General features: G+C 63.6%; 19 protein-coding genes. 15 read left to right on the plus strand and 4 right to left on the minus strand.

Annotation, left to right across the window (positions count from 1 at the left end):
- Nucleotides 1-58 precede the first annotated feature (58 nt).
- Entirely contained in the window at nt 59-565 is a 507-nt protein-coding gene (locus tag PQ627_RS15300; protein WP_274262358.1) for a hypothetical protein, read from the minus strand.
- Nucleotides 566-720: 155 nt separating this feature from the next.
- The gene (locus tag PQ627_RS15305) at nt 721-915 is read right to left on the minus strand and encodes a hypothetical protein (protein ID WP_274262359.1); all 195 of its coding nucleotides are present in this window, start codon (nt 913-915) and stop codon (nt 721-723) included.
- Between the two features lie 134 nt (nt 916-1,049).
- Here PQ627_RS15305 and PQ627_RS15310 point away from each other — a divergent pair, with 134 nt between their 5' ends.
- Both PQ627_RS15310 and PQ627_RS15315 read left to right on the plus strand, forming a co-directional pair.
- On the plus strand, nt 1,050-2,225 hold the full coding sequence (locus PQ627_RS15310) for a zinc-dependent alcohol dehydrogenase (protein ID WP_274262360.1): 1,176 nt from the start codon (nt 1,050-1,052) through the stop codon (nt 2,223-2,225).
- An 81-nt stretch (nt 2,226-2,306) separates the two neighbouring features.
- Nucleotides 2,307-2,492, plus strand: coding sequence for a CsbD family protein (locus tag PQ627_RS15315; protein ID WP_274262361.1), 186 nt, complete (start codon nt 2,307-2,309; stop codon nt 2,490-2,492).
- 147 nt (nt 2,493-2,639) lie between these two features.
- Here PQ627_RS15315 and PQ627_RS15320 read toward each other — a convergent pair whose 3' ends face one another.
- Nucleotides 2,640-4,367 carry a purine-cytosine permease family protein gene (locus PQ627_RS15320; protein ID WP_274262395.1) on the minus strand — a complete coding sequence of 576 codons (1,728 nt, stop codon included), beginning with the start codon at nt 4,365-4,367 and terminating at the stop codon, nt 2,640-2,642.
- Between the two features lie 196 nt (nt 4,368-4,563).
- On the opposite strand from PQ627_RS15320, the gene bioB reads away from it, so the two are divergent.
- The 13 genes from bioB (at nt 4,564) to fdxA (ending at nt 16,267) form a co-directional block, all read left to right on the plus strand.
- Nucleotides 4,564-5,586, plus strand: a complete 1,023-nt coding sequence (gene bioB, locus PQ627_RS15325; RefSeq protein ID WP_274262362.1) for a biotin synthase BioB — start codon at nt 4,564-4,566, stop codon at nt 5,584-5,586.
- Nucleotides 5,583-5,801: a biotin synthase auxiliary protein BsaP gene (bsaP, locus tag PQ627_RS20030; protein WP_443192762.1), complete on the plus strand. Its 219-nt coding sequence runs from the start codon at nt 5,583-5,585 to the stop codon at nt 5,799-5,801. Before bioB ends, bsaP begins: the two co-directional genes overlap by 4 nt.
- Nucleotides 5,802-5,841: 40 nt before the next feature.
- A complete protein-coding gene (locus PQ627_RS15330) occupies nt 5,842-6,321 on the plus strand; it encodes a very short patch repair endonuclease (protein WP_274262363.1) in 480 nt (159 codons plus the stop codon).
- 335 nt (nt 6,322-6,656) lie between these two features.
- Nucleotides 6,657-7,037 (plus strand): Hpt domain-containing protein, encoded by a 381-nt coding sequence (locus PQ627_RS15335; RefSeq protein ID WP_274262364.1) that lies wholly within the window; start codon nt 6,657-6,659, stop codon nt 7,035-7,037.
- Nucleotides 7,038-7,127: 90 nt separating this feature from the next.
- Nucleotides 7,128-7,727, plus strand: a complete 600-nt coding sequence (locus PQ627_RS15340) for a helix-turn-helix domain-containing protein (protein WP_274262365.1) — start codon at nt 7,128-7,130, stop codon at nt 7,725-7,727.
- 165 nt (nt 7,728-7,892) lie between these two features.
- The gene (locus PQ627_RS15345; RefSeq protein ID WP_274262366.1) at nt 7,893-9,212 is read left to right on the plus strand and encodes an MFS transporter; all 1,320 of its coding nucleotides are present in this window, start codon (nt 7,893-7,895) and stop codon (nt 9,210-9,212) included.
- 10 nt (nt 9,213-9,222) lie between these two features.
- Entirely contained in the window at nt 9,223-10,587 is a 1,365-nt protein-coding gene (locus PQ627_RS15350; protein ID WP_274262367.1) for an FAD-dependent oxidoreductase, read from the plus strand.
- Nucleotides 10,588-10,592: 5 nt separating this feature from the next.
- A complete protein-coding gene (locus tag PQ627_RS15355) occupies nt 10,593-11,834 on the plus strand; it encodes a CaiB/BaiF CoA transferase family protein (protein ID WP_397321071.1) in 1,242 nt (413 codons plus the stop codon).
- Entirely contained in the window at nt 11,831-12,637 is an 807-nt protein-coding gene (locus PQ627_RS15360; protein ID WP_274262368.1) for an enoyl-CoA hydratase-related protein, read from the plus strand. The genes PQ627_RS15355 and PQ627_RS15360 overlap by 4 nt, the downstream gene beginning before the upstream one ends.
- A gap of 66 nt (nt 12,638-12,703) precedes the next feature.
- Nucleotides 12,704-13,651, plus strand: coding sequence for a dihydrodipicolinate synthase family protein (locus tag PQ627_RS15365; protein ID WP_274262369.1), 948 nt, complete (start codon nt 12,704-12,706; stop codon nt 13,649-13,651).
- Nucleotides 13,651-14,478, plus strand: a complete 828-nt coding sequence (locus PQ627_RS15370) for an SDR family oxidoreductase (protein WP_144663268.1) — start codon at nt 13,651-13,653, stop codon at nt 14,476-14,478. Before PQ627_RS15365 ends, PQ627_RS15370 begins: the two co-directional genes overlap by 1 nt.
- A 16-nt stretch (nt 14,479-14,494) precedes the next feature.
- Nucleotides 14,495-15,961, plus strand: coding sequence for an aldehyde dehydrogenase family protein (locus tag PQ627_RS15375; RefSeq protein WP_274262370.1), 1,467 nt, complete (start codon nt 14,495-14,497; stop codon nt 15,959-15,961).
- A 6-nt stretch (nt 15,962-15,967) separates the two neighbouring features.
- Complete coding sequence (fdxA, locus tag PQ627_RS15380) at nt 15,968-16,267, plus strand: ferredoxin (protein WP_274262371.1); 300 nt, start codon at nt 15,968-15,970, stop codon at nt 16,265-16,267.
- Here the strand turns inward: fdxA and PQ627_RS15385 are convergent.
- Nucleotides 16,264-17,007 carry a response regulator transcription factor gene (locus PQ627_RS15385; protein WP_274262372.1) on the minus strand — a complete coding sequence of 248 codons (744 nt, stop codon included), beginning with the start codon at nt 17,005-17,007 and terminating at the stop codon, nt 16,264-16,266. The genes fdxA and PQ627_RS15385 overlap by 4 nt on opposite strands.
- Nucleotides 17,008-17,068: the final 61 nt, after the last annotated feature.

Consider the following 17,068-nt stretch of genomic DNA (forward strand, 5'->3'; position numbering starts at 1 on the left):
ACTGGCCTGTCCGCCTCACCACGATACTCACTTCCTTACCTCCGCTTCGTCGTTGAAACTACAGGTTCCTGTCACCCTCTCGCGTCGAGCCGTCACGCCTGCTGCGGTCACGCGTCAGCCGCTCACCCTCCGCGACGTTGACGCGGTCGGCGTCACTGGTGCGGTCGGCGTCGTCGCGCCCCATGTGGCCGCGGCCGGCATGGGTGCCGTGACCGTCGTCGGCGGATCGGTCTGCCGTGGCATTCGGGTCAAGCTTGTCGGCATGGCGGAGGTGCTCCTCGACGCGTCCGTGCGCTTCCTCGGCTTTTTCGGAGTGCCGTTCAGCTTCTTTCCGGAGCCGGTTCGCTTCGGCTTCGGCCTGGAGGGCGTTTGCCTCGGCCTGGGCAGCCTCAGCCTTGGCTTGGTGAGCGCCGATGGCTTCCTCTTGGGCCTTCTCGCGCAACTCCCCCGCCCGGCGACGATTGACCTCGGCCTTCTTACGGCGTCCAACAACCACCGCGATGATCACGGCTGCGATGACCACCACGGCCACGACGATGATCAGTACCAGTTGTCCTGTGTCCACGAGGATTACCTCCCTGGTGAGCGGACTTCCGTGGGCGCCGCTCGCAGCCCGCGCTGTGCTTGGTGTCCGAGGTGTACCCCAATCGGGTCATTCCAAAACGATTCCGGTCCCGCCTCTTCTTGTATGGTAGCTAGTTATCAGGTTACTTACTAGTTTTAGCTGCCCGTCTCTTCCGGGTGTTCACGGGCACGCTTTTCTTCCGGGGTTTCACCGGTCTCATCAGGGATGAACGTGGGGTCCAGTTCGGTGGTGAAGTCGCCGGTTCCCTTGTCATGTTCGACGGCGTCAGTCGCCCCAGGTTCGGACGGTTCCGAAGGTGCCGCGTCGGTCTTGTTGGGTTCGTTGCTCATGGCCTCAATCTAGGCACCACCCGGGATCGAGTCTAGGGTCGGCGGCCTTGTAAGAGGACATGATCTCTGCTTCGCTGGAAAGGTCTCCAGCAGAGCGGGACCGGCCCCGGCATCAACAGCAGGGAGATCCACACGTGAAAGCAGTGACATGGCAAGGCCGGCGCACGCTCAGCGTCGACGACGTACCCGAACCCTCCATCCAGGAACCCACGGACGCGATTGTCCGCATCACTTCCACCGCCATCTGCGGCTCGGACCTCCACTTGTATGAGGTCCTCGGCCCCTATATGCACAAGGGCGACGTCATTGGGCACGAGCCCATGGGAATCGTCGAAGAAGTAGGCCCGGAAGTGCACCGCCTCAAAAAGGGCGACAGGGTTGTGGTCCCCTTCAACATCTCCTGCGGGCACTGCTACATGTGCAACCGCGGGCTTCAGTCCCAATGCGAAACCACGCAGGTCAAGGCCAAGGGATCCGGCGCGGCGCTGTTTGGCTATTCAGAACTGTATGGCTCCGTCCCGGGAGGCCAAGCCCAGTACCTGCGGGTGCCGTTCGCGGATTACGGCCCCGTGAAAATCGACTCGGATGCGCCCGACGAACGCTACCTCTTCCTGTCCGACATCCTCCCCACCGCGTGGCAGGCCGTGGAGTACGCCAATGTTCCTGAGGGTGGGACCCTCGCGGTGCTGGGCTTGGGACCTGTTGGCCAGTTTGCCACCAGGATCGGCCTCCAGAAGGGCTTCCGGGTCATCGGAGTCGATCCGGTCCCCGAACGCCGGGCGATGGCGGAGTCCCACGGCGTGGAGACCATGGACTACAGTTCTGATGTCGCCAGCCAGATCCGGGAGGAAACGCTCGGCCGGGGACCTGACTCTGTGGTGGATGCCGTCGGGATGGAAGCACACGGTTCGCCGGTGGCTTCCTTCCTGCATAAGGCAGTGTCCCTCCTACCGGACAAGCCGGCGCAGGTGGCCATGGAGACCATGAGCGTAGACCGGCTCGCGGCCCTCCATACCGCCGTCGACACAGTACGTCGCGGTGGCACACTCTCCCTTAGCGGCGTCTACGGAGGCCAGGCCGATCCCATGCCGCTGATGACCATGTTCGATAAGCAGATCCAGCTCCGCATGGGTCAATGCAATGTGCGCAGCTGGATCGACGACCTGCTCCCCCTGGTGGAGGACGACGCCGATCCGCTGGGAGTCATGCATCTGGTCACCCATACCGGGGGCCTGGACGAGGCGCCGGCACTCTACGAGAAGTTCCAAAAGAAGCAAGATGGATGCATCAAAGTGGTCCTCAAGCCCTGAGCAGCGCACATTCAGGAAGTACCCAGAATTGCTCGATAGCCTAGCAATTGTCAGCGTTGGTACTACATCGAAGGAGATCCCATGGGACTCGGAGACAAGATCAGCAACAAGGCACAGGAAGTCACCGGCAAGGCCAAGGAAGCCTTGGGCGACGCCACCAACAACGAGAAACTGCAGGCCGAAGGTGCAGCTGACCAGGCAGCCGCCAAGGCCAAGCAGGCTGGCGAAAACGTCAAGGATGCAGCCAAGGACGCCTTCGACAAGTAGGCCTCCAGCACCAAACGAACACAGCGAAACGCCCCGGCTCCCATCCAAGGGAACCGGGGCGTCCTGCGTGCACCCATCTAGGGGACAGCTCTTGTCCCAATGACCCGTCAGTAGGACATGTGCTGTCCCCTAGTTGGGAATGGGGGGCTACTTCTGCGCCGGGAGCACCAGGCCGCCCGACTTGTCCGTGGACAAGGCGAGGGACGAGATGTACTGCGGTTCGCCGTCGGGCCCGTCCTGGGCCGAGCGAAGCATGTCGGGACGTTCGAACTCGATGCCCGTCACGTGGCACAGCAGCTTCGCGTCGCTGGGGTTTCCGTCGGCGTCGAACATCGGAAGGTCAATGCCATCGTCCGTGCGGCGCAGGTAGTAGCGGCCACGGGTGGCAACCGCCAGGATGGGCGGCAGCACCAGTGCCAGGCCCACGGCGAAGATGGGCGAATACGGCTGGACCGAGACGCCGAACGCCCCGAAGAACACTGCGATGGAGACACCGGCCGAAACCAGCATCGACACGAAGCCCACGGGGTTCACGGCGTAGAGCATGCCGCGGCGGAACTCTGGAACCTTGGGCGAGATCTTCAGCAGGTACTTGTTGATCGCGATGTCCGAAGCCACAGTGACAACCCATGCCATGGCGCAGTTGGCGTAGAAGCCAAGGATGGTGTTGAGGAAGTCGAACATGTTCGACTCCATGAGGATCAGCGCGATCACCAGGTTGACCACCACGAACACCATCCGGCCAGGGTAGCTCTTGGTGATACGCGTAAAGGAGTTCGTCCAGGCCAGCGAACCCGAGTAGGCGTTGGTGACGTTGATCTTGATCTGCGAGATGACCACCAGCACCACGGCCAGGGTCATGGCCAACCAGGCCGGCATCATCTCTTCATAGACGCCCAGGAACTGGTGGACGGGTTCATTGGCGTGGACTGCGGCTGCGGGATCGAGCTTGGCGATGAGGTAGATGGCGATGAACAGGCCAATGATCTGCTTGATGGCACCGAAGATGACCCAGCCCGGGCCGGCGAGGATCACCGCGCGCCACCAGGCGCCCTTGTTCTCAGCGGTCTTGGGCGGCATGAAGCGGAGGTAGTCGATCTGTTCGGCGATCTGGGCCATGAGGGACAGGCAGACACCGGCCGCCAGCATCACCGAGGCCAGGTTCGGGCCGCCGTCACCCGAAGCTCCGGTGAACGCGAAGAACGCATCGATGCTTTCAGGGTGGGACAACAGCAGGTAGCCCACCGGAACAACCATCAGCAGCAGCCACAAAGGAGTGGTCCACACCTGCAGGGTGGCGAGGGTCTTCATGCCGTAGATCACCAGGGGAATGATGATGATGGTGGACACGGCGTAGCCGATCCACTGCGGGATGCCCAGTCCCAGTTGCAGGCCCTGGGCCATGATGGAACCTTCAAGGGCGAAGAAAATGAACGTGAACGTCGCAAAGATGATGTTGGTGACCACCGAGCCGTAGTAGCCGAAGCCCGAGCCGCGGGTGATGAGGTCCAGGTCGATGTTGTAGCGGGCAGCGTAGTAGGCCAGAGGGAAGCCGGTTGCGAAGATGATCACGGCGGCCACGATGATGCCGAAGATCGCATTCACCGTTCCATAGGAGATCCCGATGTTCGCACCGATGGAGAAGTCGGCCAAGTAGGCGATGCCACCCAGGGCACTCGTCGCCACCACGCCGGCACTCCACTTGCGGTAGGAACGCGGAGCGAACCGGAGCGTGTAGTCCTCCAGGCTCTCCTTCGCTGCACTCAATGCGTCGGCGTTGCCTTGCGGCGATGTGCCGGTGGCGCCGGTTCCGACGGCGGTGCTTGCCGCCGTCGTCGGCTCCAGTATTGCGGTACTCGTCTTGTCGTCGCTCATGCGTCGGTCGCTTTCGTCCGGGGAGGGTGCTTCGTCCACGACGCTAGTCACGCAGCGCGTCAATTCAGTCACGGCCATGTTTCGCAGCTGTAACTTCTGCATCACCCGTCCCGTGCCGTCGGCGCCAAAAAGCCGGATCACCCTTTGTACGCACCCCACAAAACGGCCGCTCACCTGCGCCGATACCGTCGAGGACATGACCCATACGCCCCATGAACTTGCCCGCTACGCCATCCTCGAAACCGCCCGTGAACAGGTCTTGGAACGCGGTAAAGGCCTGGAGGAAGACCAACTGATCGAAATCTTGCGACTCCCGGACGACGCCATCCCCGCGGCTCTTGGCCTCGCGCACGAGGTCCGCTTGCGGCACTGCGGCGAGGACGTGGAAGTGGAAGGCATCATCTCCATCAAGACCGGCGGCTGTCCCGAAGACTGCCACTTCTGCAGCCAATCCGGGCTGTTCGACTCCCCCGTCCGCGGCGTGTGGCTCGATATCCCGGAACTGGTCAAAGCAGCCAAGGAAACAGCCGCAACGGGTGCCACCGAATTCTGTATCGTCGCCGCCGTCCGTGGCCCGGACATCAAGCTCATGAACCAGATCAAGTTCGCGATCGAGCGCATCAACGAGGAAGTAGACATCAATATCGCCTGCTCCTTGGGTATGCTCACCCAGCGCCAGGTGGACCAGCTGGCGGAGTGGGGCGTCCACCGGTACAACCACAACCTGGAGACAGCCCGCAGCTACTTCCCCGAGGTGGTCACGACCCACAGTTACGAGGAACGGCTGGAAACCTGCGCCATGGTCAAGGCCGCCGGCATGGAACTGTGCTGTGGTGCCTTGATCGGCATGGGGGAATCCCTGGAACAGCGGGCCGAACTGGCTGCCCAGCTCGCGGCCCTGGAGCCGCACGAAGTTCCCCTGAACTTCCTCAACCCCCGTCCGGGAACCCCCTTGGAGAACCAGGGGATCATGGACGGCAAGGACGCCCTTCGCGCCATCGCGGCGTTCCGACTGGCGATGCCACGGACCGTCCTGCGCTACGCCGGCGGCCGCGAGCTGACCCTCGGCGACCTGGGGACCCGCGACGGCCTGCTCGGCGGTATCAATGCCGTGATTGTCGGGAACTACCTCACCACCCTGGGCCGCCCCGCCGACGCCGACCTCAACCTCCTGGTGGAGCTGAACATGCCCATCAAGGAACTCCAGAAGACGCTGTGAACGCCGCCTTTTGCGGCCACTGCGGAGGTGAGGGCCCGACGTCGGACGCTCACCAAAGCTGCCGACAGCAGTTGGTGATGGAGCCGCCGCGCTATTGCCCGGCGTGTCGGAGGCGCATGAAGGTCCAGGTCACGCCGCTGGGGTGGACGGCCGAGTGTTCACGCCACCCCCTCGCGGGTTTTTGTTCAGATAATGCTCCTAAAAGTGCTACATAAGCCCATTATCTGTACAAAACTCCCTGGGTAGGGTGGTCTTATGGGCGGGAGCCGGGATCTGCTGACGCCGGAACAGCGCAGCCGCAACATGGCCAGAATCCGGGGCAAGAACACCAAGCCGGAGCTGCTGGTCCGCAGGCTGCTGCACGCCAAGGGTTACAGGTACCGTCTGCACGGGCAGTCCGGTGCGACGAAGCTCCCCGGCCGTCCCGATCTGGTGTTCGCCGGCCGCCGCAAGGTCATTTTCGTCAACGGCTGCTTCTGGCACTTCCATGACTGCAAGGTTGGCCGGCATGCTCCTGCAGCGAACGCGGCGTTCTGGGAGGCCAAGCGCACCAGGACCCGGGAACGGGACGCTCAACAGCGGGCGGTACTTTGCGCTTCCGGCTGGGAGGTCCTGACGGTCTGGGAATGCGAAATGAAGGACGTGTCCATTCTCGAAAACCGGTTGACGGCTTTCCTCGAATCCCCGGCCAGTTACGGCTTGGAAGTAGTGGAGGGGGCCGACTCAACGGGATGATCGGAGCCCGCACTGTGCGCGCCCTGTTCCCACAAAGAGTAGGCCGCCGTCCCGCCGATACCCAGCAGGACGGTCATGCAAAAGACGATGATCACCATCAGCCCAGGTGACGGGCGGGCACCACTGTCCATGCTGTCTCCCTCTCCTTGATTCGCGGCTGGAGGTTCTCCAGGTCCGGGATTTCTTCTGTTCCCAGCTACTTTCCGGTCCGGGAATCAAGACTGCCTCTGAGTCCGCTCAAGATTGCATCAAGCTTTGGATTATTGGCACTGAGGCAGTTCCACGGGTCCTACTGTTGAATCGTGAATCTATTGTTCCGAGGCGGGAGGGATTTGGTGTCTGAGTATGACGAGTGCACAGACGCCCTGGTGGATCTCACCGTCCTCGCTGGACTCCAGGCCGAGCTCGGCGGAGACCCGGCCATCATCGACGCCTTCGTCCGCAACTACGTATCGTTGCTGCCTTGGCGGGTATCACGTCTGCATCGGGCCTTGGACAACGTGGACATCGACGACGCAATGGATGCCGTCCTTAGCCTGAAAACGTCCAGCCACATGGTGGGCGCCGTCTGCATGGAACGTTTGGCGACGGAGCTGGAAATCAGCATCCGCCTGCTGCCGAACGCCGATCATCTGCTTGAACTTAGGCCGCAGGTGAACGAGATTGACCAGTGCGTTTTCGGGACGACCCGCGAGCTGGAATCCCCGATTTGGTAAATTTCTTCACCTTAATGAAGAAAACCATTGACTCGCTAAAGATCTTCACTATAGTTGTGTGAGTCAGCTCACCCAACGAAGGACGCGGCAATGACCACCGAGACTCCTGCCCCAGCGGCCACCAGCGAAATGCTGGCAACCGTCGGGAACAAGGTGCGCACCATGCGCAAGGCAAAGGGCCTGACCCTGGCCCAACTCTCGGACATCACCGGCCTGAGCCAAGCGATCGTCAGCCAGATCGAACGCGGCATGGCAAACCCTTCCTTCACCACGTTGGCGCAGCTGGCCCACGGTCTGGACACCCCCGTAGGGAGGTTCTTTATTGGCCAGGACGAGTCCAGGTCACCCGTGGTCAGAAGGTCCGAACGGCGTAACTTGAAAAACGTCACCCGGGAATCGGTGGGTGAGGCGGTCCACGAACTGCTCACCCCCAACCGGGACGGAAGCATCGAAGCGCAGTGGATCAGTACGCCCCCAGGGCACGACACCAGCGCGACCCCTTTTACCCACAGCGGTGAAGAGTTCTGCTACATCATCTCCGGCCGTAAGGACGTCTATTTGGACGGCGTCTGCTACAGCCTTGAAGAGGGCGACTCAATCACCTACTCCTCAGAGATCCCACACTGGTACAAGAACAGCTACGAAGAGGTATGCGTAGCCATCTGGGTCAACGCACCACACGCGTGGTAACGCAGCCGCCCTCAGGCGGCCTGGGCGTTTTCCCTTAACTGTCCGGACACGATCATCGTGGCCGCTGACACTCCTTGCCACTTTCGCATCCGACGCCTCCTTCAACGGGCGTTCCTGCGTCATACCCTTTCACGCCCTCCGGGGCGTAAGCGTAAGGAAAATCCCATGCTGGACATCCAAACGGACAATGCCGTCCCCTCATCAAAAGCCACCACGCCTGACCGCAGCAGGTTCAGCCCCGAAGTCCGCAAGGGCCTCCTGGGCCTGGGCCTCGGCAACGCCCTGGAATGGTACGACTGGATGGTCTTCGGCCTCCTGTCAGCCTTCATTGGGCCGAACTTCTTCCCCAACACTGAACCGCTGTCAGCCACGCTGAACGCCCTGGCCGTGTTCGCCGTCGGATTCGCTTTCCGGCCCCTCGGCGGCATCCTTCTTGGAACGCTGGCAGACCGCATTGGCCGGCGCCGTGTGATGCTCCTGTCCATCATGCTCATGGCCGGAACCACCCTGGTCATTGCGATCACACCGAGCTACGCCACCATCGGCCCAGCGGCCGGCATCATCCTGGTGGCCTGCCGCGTCCTCCAAGGCATCTCCACCGGCATCGAAGCCCCGCTTTCCACCTCCCACGCCGTTGAACTGGCACCCGAGGGCCGCGAAGGCTATGTAGCCGGCATCATGTCCTTCTACGTCAACATCGGCATCCTCATGGCCTCCCTCGTCAGCTTCCTCTGCAGCCTGGTCATCGGCGGCGCCGCCATGGGCGAATGGGGCTGGCGCGTTCCGTTCATCATCGGCGCGCTGTTCGGTTTCGTGGTCCTCTACCTGCGGCGCTCCCTTCCGGAGACCCTCAAAGAAGAGGAAATGGCCACGAACACTCCCCGCGCGGTGTGGAGGGGCGTCGGCAAGCACTGGCTCTCTGTCTTGGCGATCGTGTTCGTCGTGGGCGCGGCACAGGCCTACAACTACGCGTGGAACGTAGGACTCCCCAGCGCAGCCCGCAGCGGGTTCAAGGAAGACCCCACCGCCGTCTTCGCCCTCACCACGGTGCTCGGCGTCATCCTGGTGGTGGGCAGCTGGGTCATCGGCAAGCTCGCAGATGGCAAGGCAATGTCCCGCTGGTTCCTCGTGACCCGCATCCTGGCCATCCCGTCCGTCTTCCTCATGCTGCTCTACGTACAGCCCGGCATCGGCGGCTTCGCAGCGGTCCTCCTGGGCGGCTCGATCATCCTGGTGCTCAACATGACCCTCTACAACGTGGTCAGCTCCTCCCTGATGCCCAAGAACATCCGCGGTACCGGCGTCGCCCTCGGTTACGGCATCGGCGTGGCTGTCTTCGGCGGCACCGCCTCCTACCTCCTGGTCTGGTTCCAATCTCTGAACCTCACCTGGATCTTCCCGGTCTACGTGGCCGTCCTGTCCATCCTCAGCATCGTTTTCTACATCGCCGCGCGCCGCTCCAACGGCATCTTCGTCGGCAAGTAAGGACTTCACTATGAACTCGCTTGAACTCAGCACCACGACGGCGGACCTCACCGCCCCTGTTATCTCCCGTTCCGATGTGCTGGTGGTTGGCGGTGGCCCAGCAGGTGTGGCCGCTGCCGTCACCGCAGCCCGCTCCGGCGCGAAAGTCACGCTGCTGGAACGCTACTCATCCCTGGGTGGACTCGCCTCCGGCGGCATGGTCCTGGTGCTCGACGACATGATCAACGGCCAGGAAATCACCGTCACCGGCATCGTCTCCGAGTACGTCGAACGCCTGCAGAAACTGGGCCTGGCCATTGTCCCGCCGGCCGATGACCGCAAGACCTCCGAGGAACTCTGGAACAAGTGGGGACGCTACGGCACCTTCGACTTCCACTCCCACACCAACCCGAAGCCCATCTGCTACGCCGCGGCGTTCGACCCCGACGGCTGGAAGCGCGTCTCCAACGACCTCGTCCGCGAGGCCGGCGTGGACCTCCGCCTCCACTCCTGGTTCTCCCGCCCCATCGTGGACAACGGCGTGATCAAGGGCGTCATCTGCGAAACGAAACTGGGTCCGCAGGCCTTCATGGCCGACGTCGTGATCGACACCACCGGCGACATCGACGTCGCCTCCCGTGCCGGCGCCAGCTACGCGAAGGACAACTACCTCACCACCCTCGTCTTCCGCCTCGGCAACGTGGACACCAACGCAGCCGAAGCCTTCGAACAGGCCAACCCCAAGGAAGCCCGAGCCATCAACCGCAAGATCAAGCGCATCCTCGGCGGCGCTTGGGAACTTTGGTGGCTCAAGACGCCCATTGAAGGCGTCGTGTGGTGCAACGCCCCGCACATGACCGGCTTCGACGGCGTGGACCCGGCAGACATGACCGCGGCCGAGTTCGCCGCCCGCGACCGGATCTCCGAGGCCGTGGATTACGTCCGGGCCAACCTCCCCGGCTTCGAAAACGCATACATGCTGGATGTCGCCTCCCAGATGGGTGTCCGGCAAACCCGGCTTCTCCAAGGCGAGTACGTCATGACCAAGGACGATGTCACCCAGCGCCGCCACTTTGCCGACACCGTGGCCCGCGGCCGCGACTACTACTACCCGTACCGCTCGCTGTTGCCCAAGGAAGTCGACCAGCTCCTGGTGGCCGGCCGCCACTACTCCGCCACCCCCGAAGCCCAGAAGATGTCGCGCGAAATTCCGCCTTGCATGGCCATGGGCCAGGCTGTCGGTGTGGCAGCAGCCCTCGCCGTCCAGAGCAACATCCTGGTCCGCGATGTCGCGGCAGCGGACATCCAATTGGGCATGCGCCGGCAAGGTGCCGACCCGGGTGACATCCCGTCGTCGAATGCCACCATCGATGCGGATGCTGTGGTGACGGCATGAGCCTCATGACTGCAGAAAATACGGAAAGCACGACGGCGGCCCGCGCCGCCGCGGCTCCGGAACCAACAGCCCTCCCGCTGGAGGGCATCAAGATCGTCGACTTCACCCAGGTGTTCATGGGTCCGTCCTGCACCCAACTCCTGGGCGACTACGGCGCGGACATCATCAAGGTGGAACGTCCTGGCGCCGGCGACATCTCCCGCAATTCCTTCCCGGACCAGGACGGCCAGGACAATCCGATCTTCCTCTCCATCAACCGCAACAAGCGCAGCGTCTCCGTTGACACCCGAACCGAGGAAGGCCGCGAAGTCCTCCACCGGCTCATGGCCGACGCCGACGTCGTGGTCAGCAACTTCCGCTCCGGCGTCATGGAACGCATGGGCTTCGGCTATGAGGAGCTGCGCGCAAAGAACCCTGGCATCATCTGGGCTTCCGGCACAGGCTTCGGCCCTGAAGGACCCTACTCCCACAAAGGCGGACAGGACGCAATCGCGCAGGCCTACTCCGGCGTGATGTGGCGGCGCGAGTCCGAGGACACCAAGCCTGCCATCTACCCCACCACCCTGTGCGACTACATCACCGGCATGCATCTCATGCAGGGCATCCTGCTGGCCCTGCGCACCCGCGAATCCTCCGGCCTCGGCCAGAAGGTGGAAGTGACCATGTACGACTCCATGCTGCACCTGCAGATGCAGGAGGCCTGCATGCAGCTCAACCGCGGCTACGAGGTCAACTGGGGAGCCATGCCCCTCAGCGGCGTCTTCGAAACGACCGACGGCGCCGTGTGCATGGTGGGCGGCTTCACGCCCGATCCCCTGGCCCGGATTTCCGATGCACTGGACCTCGATGAGGACCTCACCGAACGGCCGGGCTTCGCAACCCTGGAGCAGCAGTTCAAGAACAAGCCTGCCCTCCAGGCCATCTTCCGTGAACACTTTGCCACCAACACCACCGAATACTGGACGGCAAAACTGGAAGAACAAGGGGTGCTCAACGCTCCCGTCCACACCCTGGAGCAGGCCCTCGCAGACGCCCAGACTGAAGCCAACGGCATGATCGTCGAGGCCGAACATCCTTCCGTGGGCACCGTGAAGATGTTGAACGCACCCATCCGGCTCTCCGCCACTCCCCCGTCCATCCGTCGGGTGGCACCGCGCCTGGGAGAACACAACGTGGAGGTACTGCTGGAAAACGGCTTCGACAAGGAAACCATCGTACGCCTGCAGCAGCTGGGAGTCCTCCGATGAGCATCATTGTGGAAGAAAGGGTGGACGAGGTCGCCCTGGACATCACCGACGGCGTCGCAACGGTGACAATCGACCGCCAGCACGTCCTGAACGCCGTGGACGGCGCCGCGCACGCACGGCTCAATGAGATCTGGGCACAGCTGGAGAGCGATTCGTCTGTGCGGGCCGTGGTGGTCACCGGTTCCGGTTCCCGTGCCTTCTGCGTCGGCGCCGACATGTCCGCCGACGCCGTGGACAAGACTGGACTGGAATACTGGGCGGGCCTGGACCCCAACGGCTTCGGCGGCCTCAGCCTCCGCACCACCCTGGATGTTCCGGTTATTGCCCGCGTCAACGGCTATGCCCTGGGCGGCGGTATGGAAATCGTCCTAGGTGCCGACATCGTGGTCGCCGCATCCAGCGCAAAATTCGGCCTTACGGAGCCCCGTGTTGGGCGTTTGGCGCTCGACGGCGGCATCCACCAGTTGGTGCGTAGGGTCCCGTACACGCAGGCCATGGGCATGTTATTGACCGGGCGAAAAGCCGATGCCGCGGAGATGCAGTCCATGGGCTTGGTCAACGAGGTGGTTCCCGCCGATGAACTCGATGCCGCGGTACAACGCTGGGTGGACAAGATCCTGGCCTGCGCCCCCACGTCCGTCCGGGCCGTCAAACAAATGGTCACGCAGACATCGCATTTGACGGCCAAGGAGGCGCGCGGTCTTCGCTTGCCCGCCCTCATGGCCGCGCTCGACAGCGAAGACTCCGCTGAAGGTGTCCGGGCGTTCCAGGAGAAGCGCCAACCCGTGTGGCCTGGCCGCTGACCCCGTCAGCCTCCGCCCTTTAGCAATTCCAGCACTTCAGCACTTCAGCACCGAAAGGAACCAACCATGCCGCAGTCTTCTGCGCCCAAAAACGCTTCCCGGAACAGTTTGCCGGCCGGCGTCTGGGGCGTCGTGGCCACGCCGTTCCAAGGCAGCACCCTTGACGTGGACCTGGACAGCCTCGCCGAACTCGTGGAGCACTACGAGAGCATCGGGGCAACCGGCCTCACGGTACTTGGCGTGTTCGGCGAAGCAGCCGCCCTCACTCCGCAGGAACGCCGGGACCTCCTGGAAACCGTGGTCGAGTCCACTGCCCTCCCCTTGGTAGTGGGTGTGACCGTGCTCGCCACGCGGCCAGCCATCGAAGAGGTCATGGCAGCGCAGGCAGTTGCCGGACCACGCCTGGCGGCGGTCATGGTGCAAGCCAACTCCGCCCGGGCAGAAGCGGTGATCGCCCACCTCGACGCCATCCATCGGGCAACCGGGGCCAAGGTGGTCCTCCAGGACTACCCGCTGGCCAGCGGCGTCTCCATCTCCACGGCAACCTTGGCTTCAGTGGTGAATGCCTGTGCATACGTCATCGCCGTCAAAGCCGAGGCCCCGCCGACCAGCGTGGCCATCGCCGACCTGAGCGCCGCCGTCGGGGTTTCCATCTTCGGCGGGCTGGGCGGCCTGGGCCTCCTGGACGAACTCATGGCAGGCGCCTCCGGCGCAATGACCGGCTTCTCCTACCCCGAAGCCCTCATAGCGTGCGTCCGGGCGTGGCAGGACAGCGGATACGAAGCCGCCGAACGCGAACTTCAGCCCTACCTGCCGCTCATCAACTTCGAACAGCAAGCCAAGGTAGCCCTCGCCATCCGCAAGGAATGCCTCCGCGAGCGCGGACTCATCAAGGACTCCGGGGTCCGGGCACCGGCTGCACTGTTCCCCGAAGCCCTGCGGGGCTCAATGGCAGTCCACTTGAAGGAAGCGGCGTCTGCATTGGATGCCCGTGCAACGGCAGGGAGTTTCTGATGGACCTCGGAATTGCAGGAAAGACAGCACTCGTGGCCGCATCCACTGGCGGACTGGGACTGGCCGTGGCGCGGGCGCTCGCTGCCGAAGGCGTTCGGGTGGCGGTGGTCGGGCGACGCCGGGACCGTGCCAAGGAGATTGTTGCCGAACTTCAGGCAGCCTACGGGACGGGAACGTTGGGCATCGGATCGTTGGGAAGCAGCGGCTTTGACGCGGTCGCGATCGAAGCGGACCTCGGCACACCGGAGGGCATCGAATCCGCCGTGGACCAAACCGTAGCCAACCTCGGGCCGATCGACATCCTGGTCCTCAACGGGCCCGGACCCAAGCCGGGCGCGGCCGCAACCCTGACCTCGGAGGACATGGCCGCTGCGTTCGACCTCCTGGTCAAGCCACACCATGCGCTCGTTTCGCGGGTGCTGCCCGGCATGCGGGAACGCCGCTGGGGCCGCATCCTCGCGATCGGCTCCAGCGGAGTGACTGCTCCCCTGCCCAACCTGGCCGTTTCCAACACCGGACGCGCTGCCTTGGCCGGCTACCTCAAGACCCTCGCTGCCGAGGTCGCGTTGGACGAGGTCACCGTGAACCTGCTCCTACCCGGTCGTATTGCCACCGACCGCGTGACACAGCTGGACCAAGCCGCTGCCAAGCGCCGCGGCACCACCCTGGAGGACATCCAGCTCGAATCCCGCAAGACCATTCCCGCCCGCCGGTATGGAGAACCCGCCGAGTTCGGCGCCGCCGCCGCCTTTCTATGCAGCGCGCCGGCGTCGTACATCACCGGAGTCGCACTCAGGTGCGACGGCGGCCTGATCCGAAGCCTCTAACCCTTTAAGGACCACCATGACTTCCACAACTTTGGACACCAACATCACTACCCTCACCGCCCAACACCTCATCAATGGCCAATGGCTTGGGTCAGCGGACACGGAACGGATGAACCCGGCGCGGCCCGGCGAGTTGGCCGCCCTCTCCCCCAGCGGCACCGCCGAGGACGTGGATGCCGCCATCACAGCTGCCGCTGCTGCCCAGCCGGGCTGGGCCGCTCTGCCTGCCCCGTCCCGCGGGGGCATCCTCATTGCCGCAGGGAATCTGTTGATCGAACGTCAGGCGGCTATCGCCGAGGACCTGGTTCGCGAGGAAGGCAAGACCCTGGCAGAAGCGATGGGCGAAGTGAAACGTGCCTCGGACGTCCTGCGCTTCTTCGGCTCCCTCGGCTGGGCAGCCACCGGCGAAGTCCTGCCCAGCGGACTCCCGGACACCACCATCACCACCCGCCGCGAGGCACTGGGCGTTGTTGGCCTGATTACCCCGTGGAACTTCCCTATCGCCATTCCCGCCTGGAAGAGCGCCCCGGCCCTGATCAGCGGCAACACCGTGGTCATCAAGCCGGCAGAGCTGACTCCGCTGTCCGCAGCGCACCTGGCCCGTGCCCTGCAGGACGCAGGCCTCCCCGCGGGCGTGTTCAACGTGGTCCATGGCAAGGGCCGCGTTGTGGGTGACGCCCTTGCGCGCGATCCCCGTATCGCCGGGCTGTCCTTCACCGGTTCCACCAACGTGGGCCTGGGTTTGCAGGAGATCCTGAACGCCCGGCGGGCCCGGGTGCAGCTGGAAATGGGCGGCAAGAACGGCGTGCTGGTGCTGGACGACGCCGATCCCCGCAAGGCCGCGCAAGTAGTGGCCGCCGGAGCGTTCGGGCTGACTGGCCAGGCCTGCACGGCAACCTCCCGGGTGTACGTGACCCCGGGGATCCGTGCGGCGTTCCTTGACGCGCTGGTGGCCGAAGCGGTCGCGTACAGTACCGGCGACGGGCTCTCGGAGGGCACCCGGATGGGCGCAGTGGTGAGCAGGCAGCAATTCGAGCAGGACCAGGCAGCGGTGCGTACCGCCGTCGAACGGGGCGCCACCCTCCTGCACGGAAACTACGACGGCGACCCGACCGGCGCGTTGTTCTTCCCCGCGGCGGTGCTCACCGACCTGCCCTTTGACGACGCAGCAGTGACCGAGGAGATCTTCGGTCCCGTAGTGGCTGTGCTCGAGGTACGCGACTACGAAGCGGGCCTGGCCGCCATTAACGACTCCCGCTATGGACTGACAGCAGGCATCTGCACGGACTCACTTGCGCTGGCAACCGACTTCGCCGCACGCGCACAGGCCGGCGTAGTCAAGGTCAACCGGCCCACCGCAGGTTTGGATCTCAACGTACCGTTTGGCGGGGTCAAGGACTCCTCCACCAACACGTTCCGCGAACAGGGTCGGTCCGCCCTGGACTTCTTCACGTGGGGCAAGACCGTCTACACGGGTGTGTAGACAAGTATGAGTTACGTGATCGCGCAGCCCTGCGTGGATGTGAAAGACAAGGCGTGCATCAATGAATGCCCTGTCGATTGCATCTACGAGGGCGCGCGTTCCCTCTACATCCACCCGTCCGAATGCGTGGACTGCGGGGCGTGCGATCCCGTGTGCCCTGTGGAAGCCATCTACTTCTCAGATGACGTCCCCGACGAATGGTCAGACTACGTCCGGGCCAATGCGGAATTCTTCGACGACGGCCCCGGGCGCTCGCTGCCCGGGACGGACCACCCGGTCGTCCAGGCCGAACCCACCCGGGTTTAGTTGCTCTGGATCGAGGGCGCGAGCCTGTAGCCAACACCGCGGACAGTCTCCAGCCAGCGCGGGTTTTGGATGCTGTCACCGAGCTTCTTGCGCAGATTGCCCATGTGCACCTCGACGGCGCGTTCGTCCGCATCACTGACGTAACTGCCGACGTCGTACGGTTCATTGCGGAGGCGACGTGCAAGATCGGCCTTGGTCCGCACGATCCGGCCGGTTTCCAGCAGCGCCAGCAGGAGGTCGAATTCCGTGCGGGTGAGCTTCAGCTCGGTGCCGTTCAGCGTCGCGGTACGTGAACCGGCGGAAACGACCAGGCCGTTGTGCACCAGCTCGGGATCGGCTGCTTCCGGCGCGCTCTTGACGTCCGACGACGAACGCGGCCTCCGCATCATGGCCTCCACGCGGGCGCGCAACTCGCGCGGCCGGAAAGGCTTGGTGAGGTAGTCGTCGCCACCGGCTTCCAAGCCCATGAGCGTATCGAGTTCCTCGGCACGGGCCGTGAGCATGATGATGTAAGCATCCGAGGACTTGCGGATCTGCCGTGCAACCTCGAAACCATCAATGTCAGGAAGGCCAAGGTCCAGGGTGATAACGTCCGGATTCAATTCACGGGCAGAGGTCACGCCCGCCGAACCCGTCGACGCAGTGTGAACGTCAAAGCCCGCCTGGGAGAGAACCACCCGTACCAATTCGCGAATATCCTGGTCATCTTCGATAACCAGCCCCACACGTACTTCACTCATCGCTGCCCCTCAGCCCCTTCGATAACCTCAGAAGTATATCCGTTATGGTTAGGCTGATCTC

The organism is Paenarthrobacter sp. AB444 (genome assembly GCF_028736865.1).
Taxonomy (GTDB): Bacteria; Actinomycetota; Actinomycetes; order Actinomycetales; family Micrococcaceae; genus Arthrobacter; species Arthrobacter nicotinovorans_B.

Excerpts from the sequence above, each read along its gene's own strand:
- PQ627_RS15305 (WP_274262359.1), bottom strand. The coding sequence starts at position 915 with ATGAGCAACGAACCCAACAAGACCGACGCGGCACCTTCGGAACCGTCC.
- PQ627_RS15315 (WP_274262361.1), top strand. The coding sequence starts at position 2,307 with ATGGGACTCGGAGACAAGATCAGCAACAAGGCACAGGAAGTCACCGGC.
- PQ627_RS15320 (WP_274262395.1), bottom strand. The coding sequence starts at position 4,367 with ATGAGCGACGACAAGACGAGTACCGCAATACTGGAGCCGACGACGGCG.
- bioB (WP_274262362.1), top strand. The coding sequence starts at position 4,564 with ATGACCCATACGCCCCATGAACTTGCCCGCTACGCCATCCTCGAAACC.
- PQ627_RS15330 (WP_274262363.1), top strand. The coding sequence starts at position 5,842 with ATGGGCGGGAGCCGGGATCTGCTGACGCCGGAACAGCGCAGCCGCAAC.
- PQ627_RS15340 (WP_274262365.1), top strand. The coding sequence starts at position 7,128 with ATGACCACCGAGACTCCTGCCCCAGCGGCCACCAGCGAAATGCTGGCA.
- PQ627_RS15345 (WP_274262366.1), top strand. The coding sequence starts at position 7,893 with ATGCTGGACATCCAAACGGACAATGCCGTCCCCTCATCAAAAGCCACC.
- PQ627_RS15350 (WP_274262367.1), top strand. The coding sequence starts at position 9,223 with ATGAACTCGCTTGAACTCAGCACCACGACGGCGGACCTCACCGCCCCT.
- PQ627_RS15355 (WP_397321071.1), top strand. The coding sequence starts at position 10,593 with ATGACTGCAGAAAATACGGAAAGCACGACGGCGGCCCGCGCCGCCGCG.
- PQ627_RS15360 (WP_274262368.1), top strand. The coding sequence starts at position 11,831 with ATGAGCATCATTGTGGAAGAAAGGGTGGACGAGGTCGCCCTGGACATC.
- PQ627_RS15365 (WP_274262369.1), top strand. The coding sequence starts at position 12,704 with ATGCCGCAGTCTTCTGCGCCCAAAAACGCTTCCCGGAACAGTTTGCCG.
- PQ627_RS15370 (WP_144663268.1), top strand. The coding sequence starts at position 13,651 with ATGGACCTCGGAATTGCAGGAAAGACAGCACTCGTGGCCGCATCCACT.
- PQ627_RS15375 (WP_274262370.1), top strand. The coding sequence starts at position 14,495 with ATGACTTCCACAACTTTGGACACCAACATCACTACCCTCACCGCCCAA.
- fdxA (WP_274262371.1), top strand. The coding sequence starts at position 15,968 with ATGAGTTACGTGATCGCGCAGCCCTGCGTGGATGTGAAAGACAAGGCG.
- PQ627_RS15385 (WP_274262372.1), bottom strand. The coding sequence starts at position 17,007 with ATGAGTGAAGTACGTGTGGGGCTGGTTATCGAAGATGACCAGGATATT.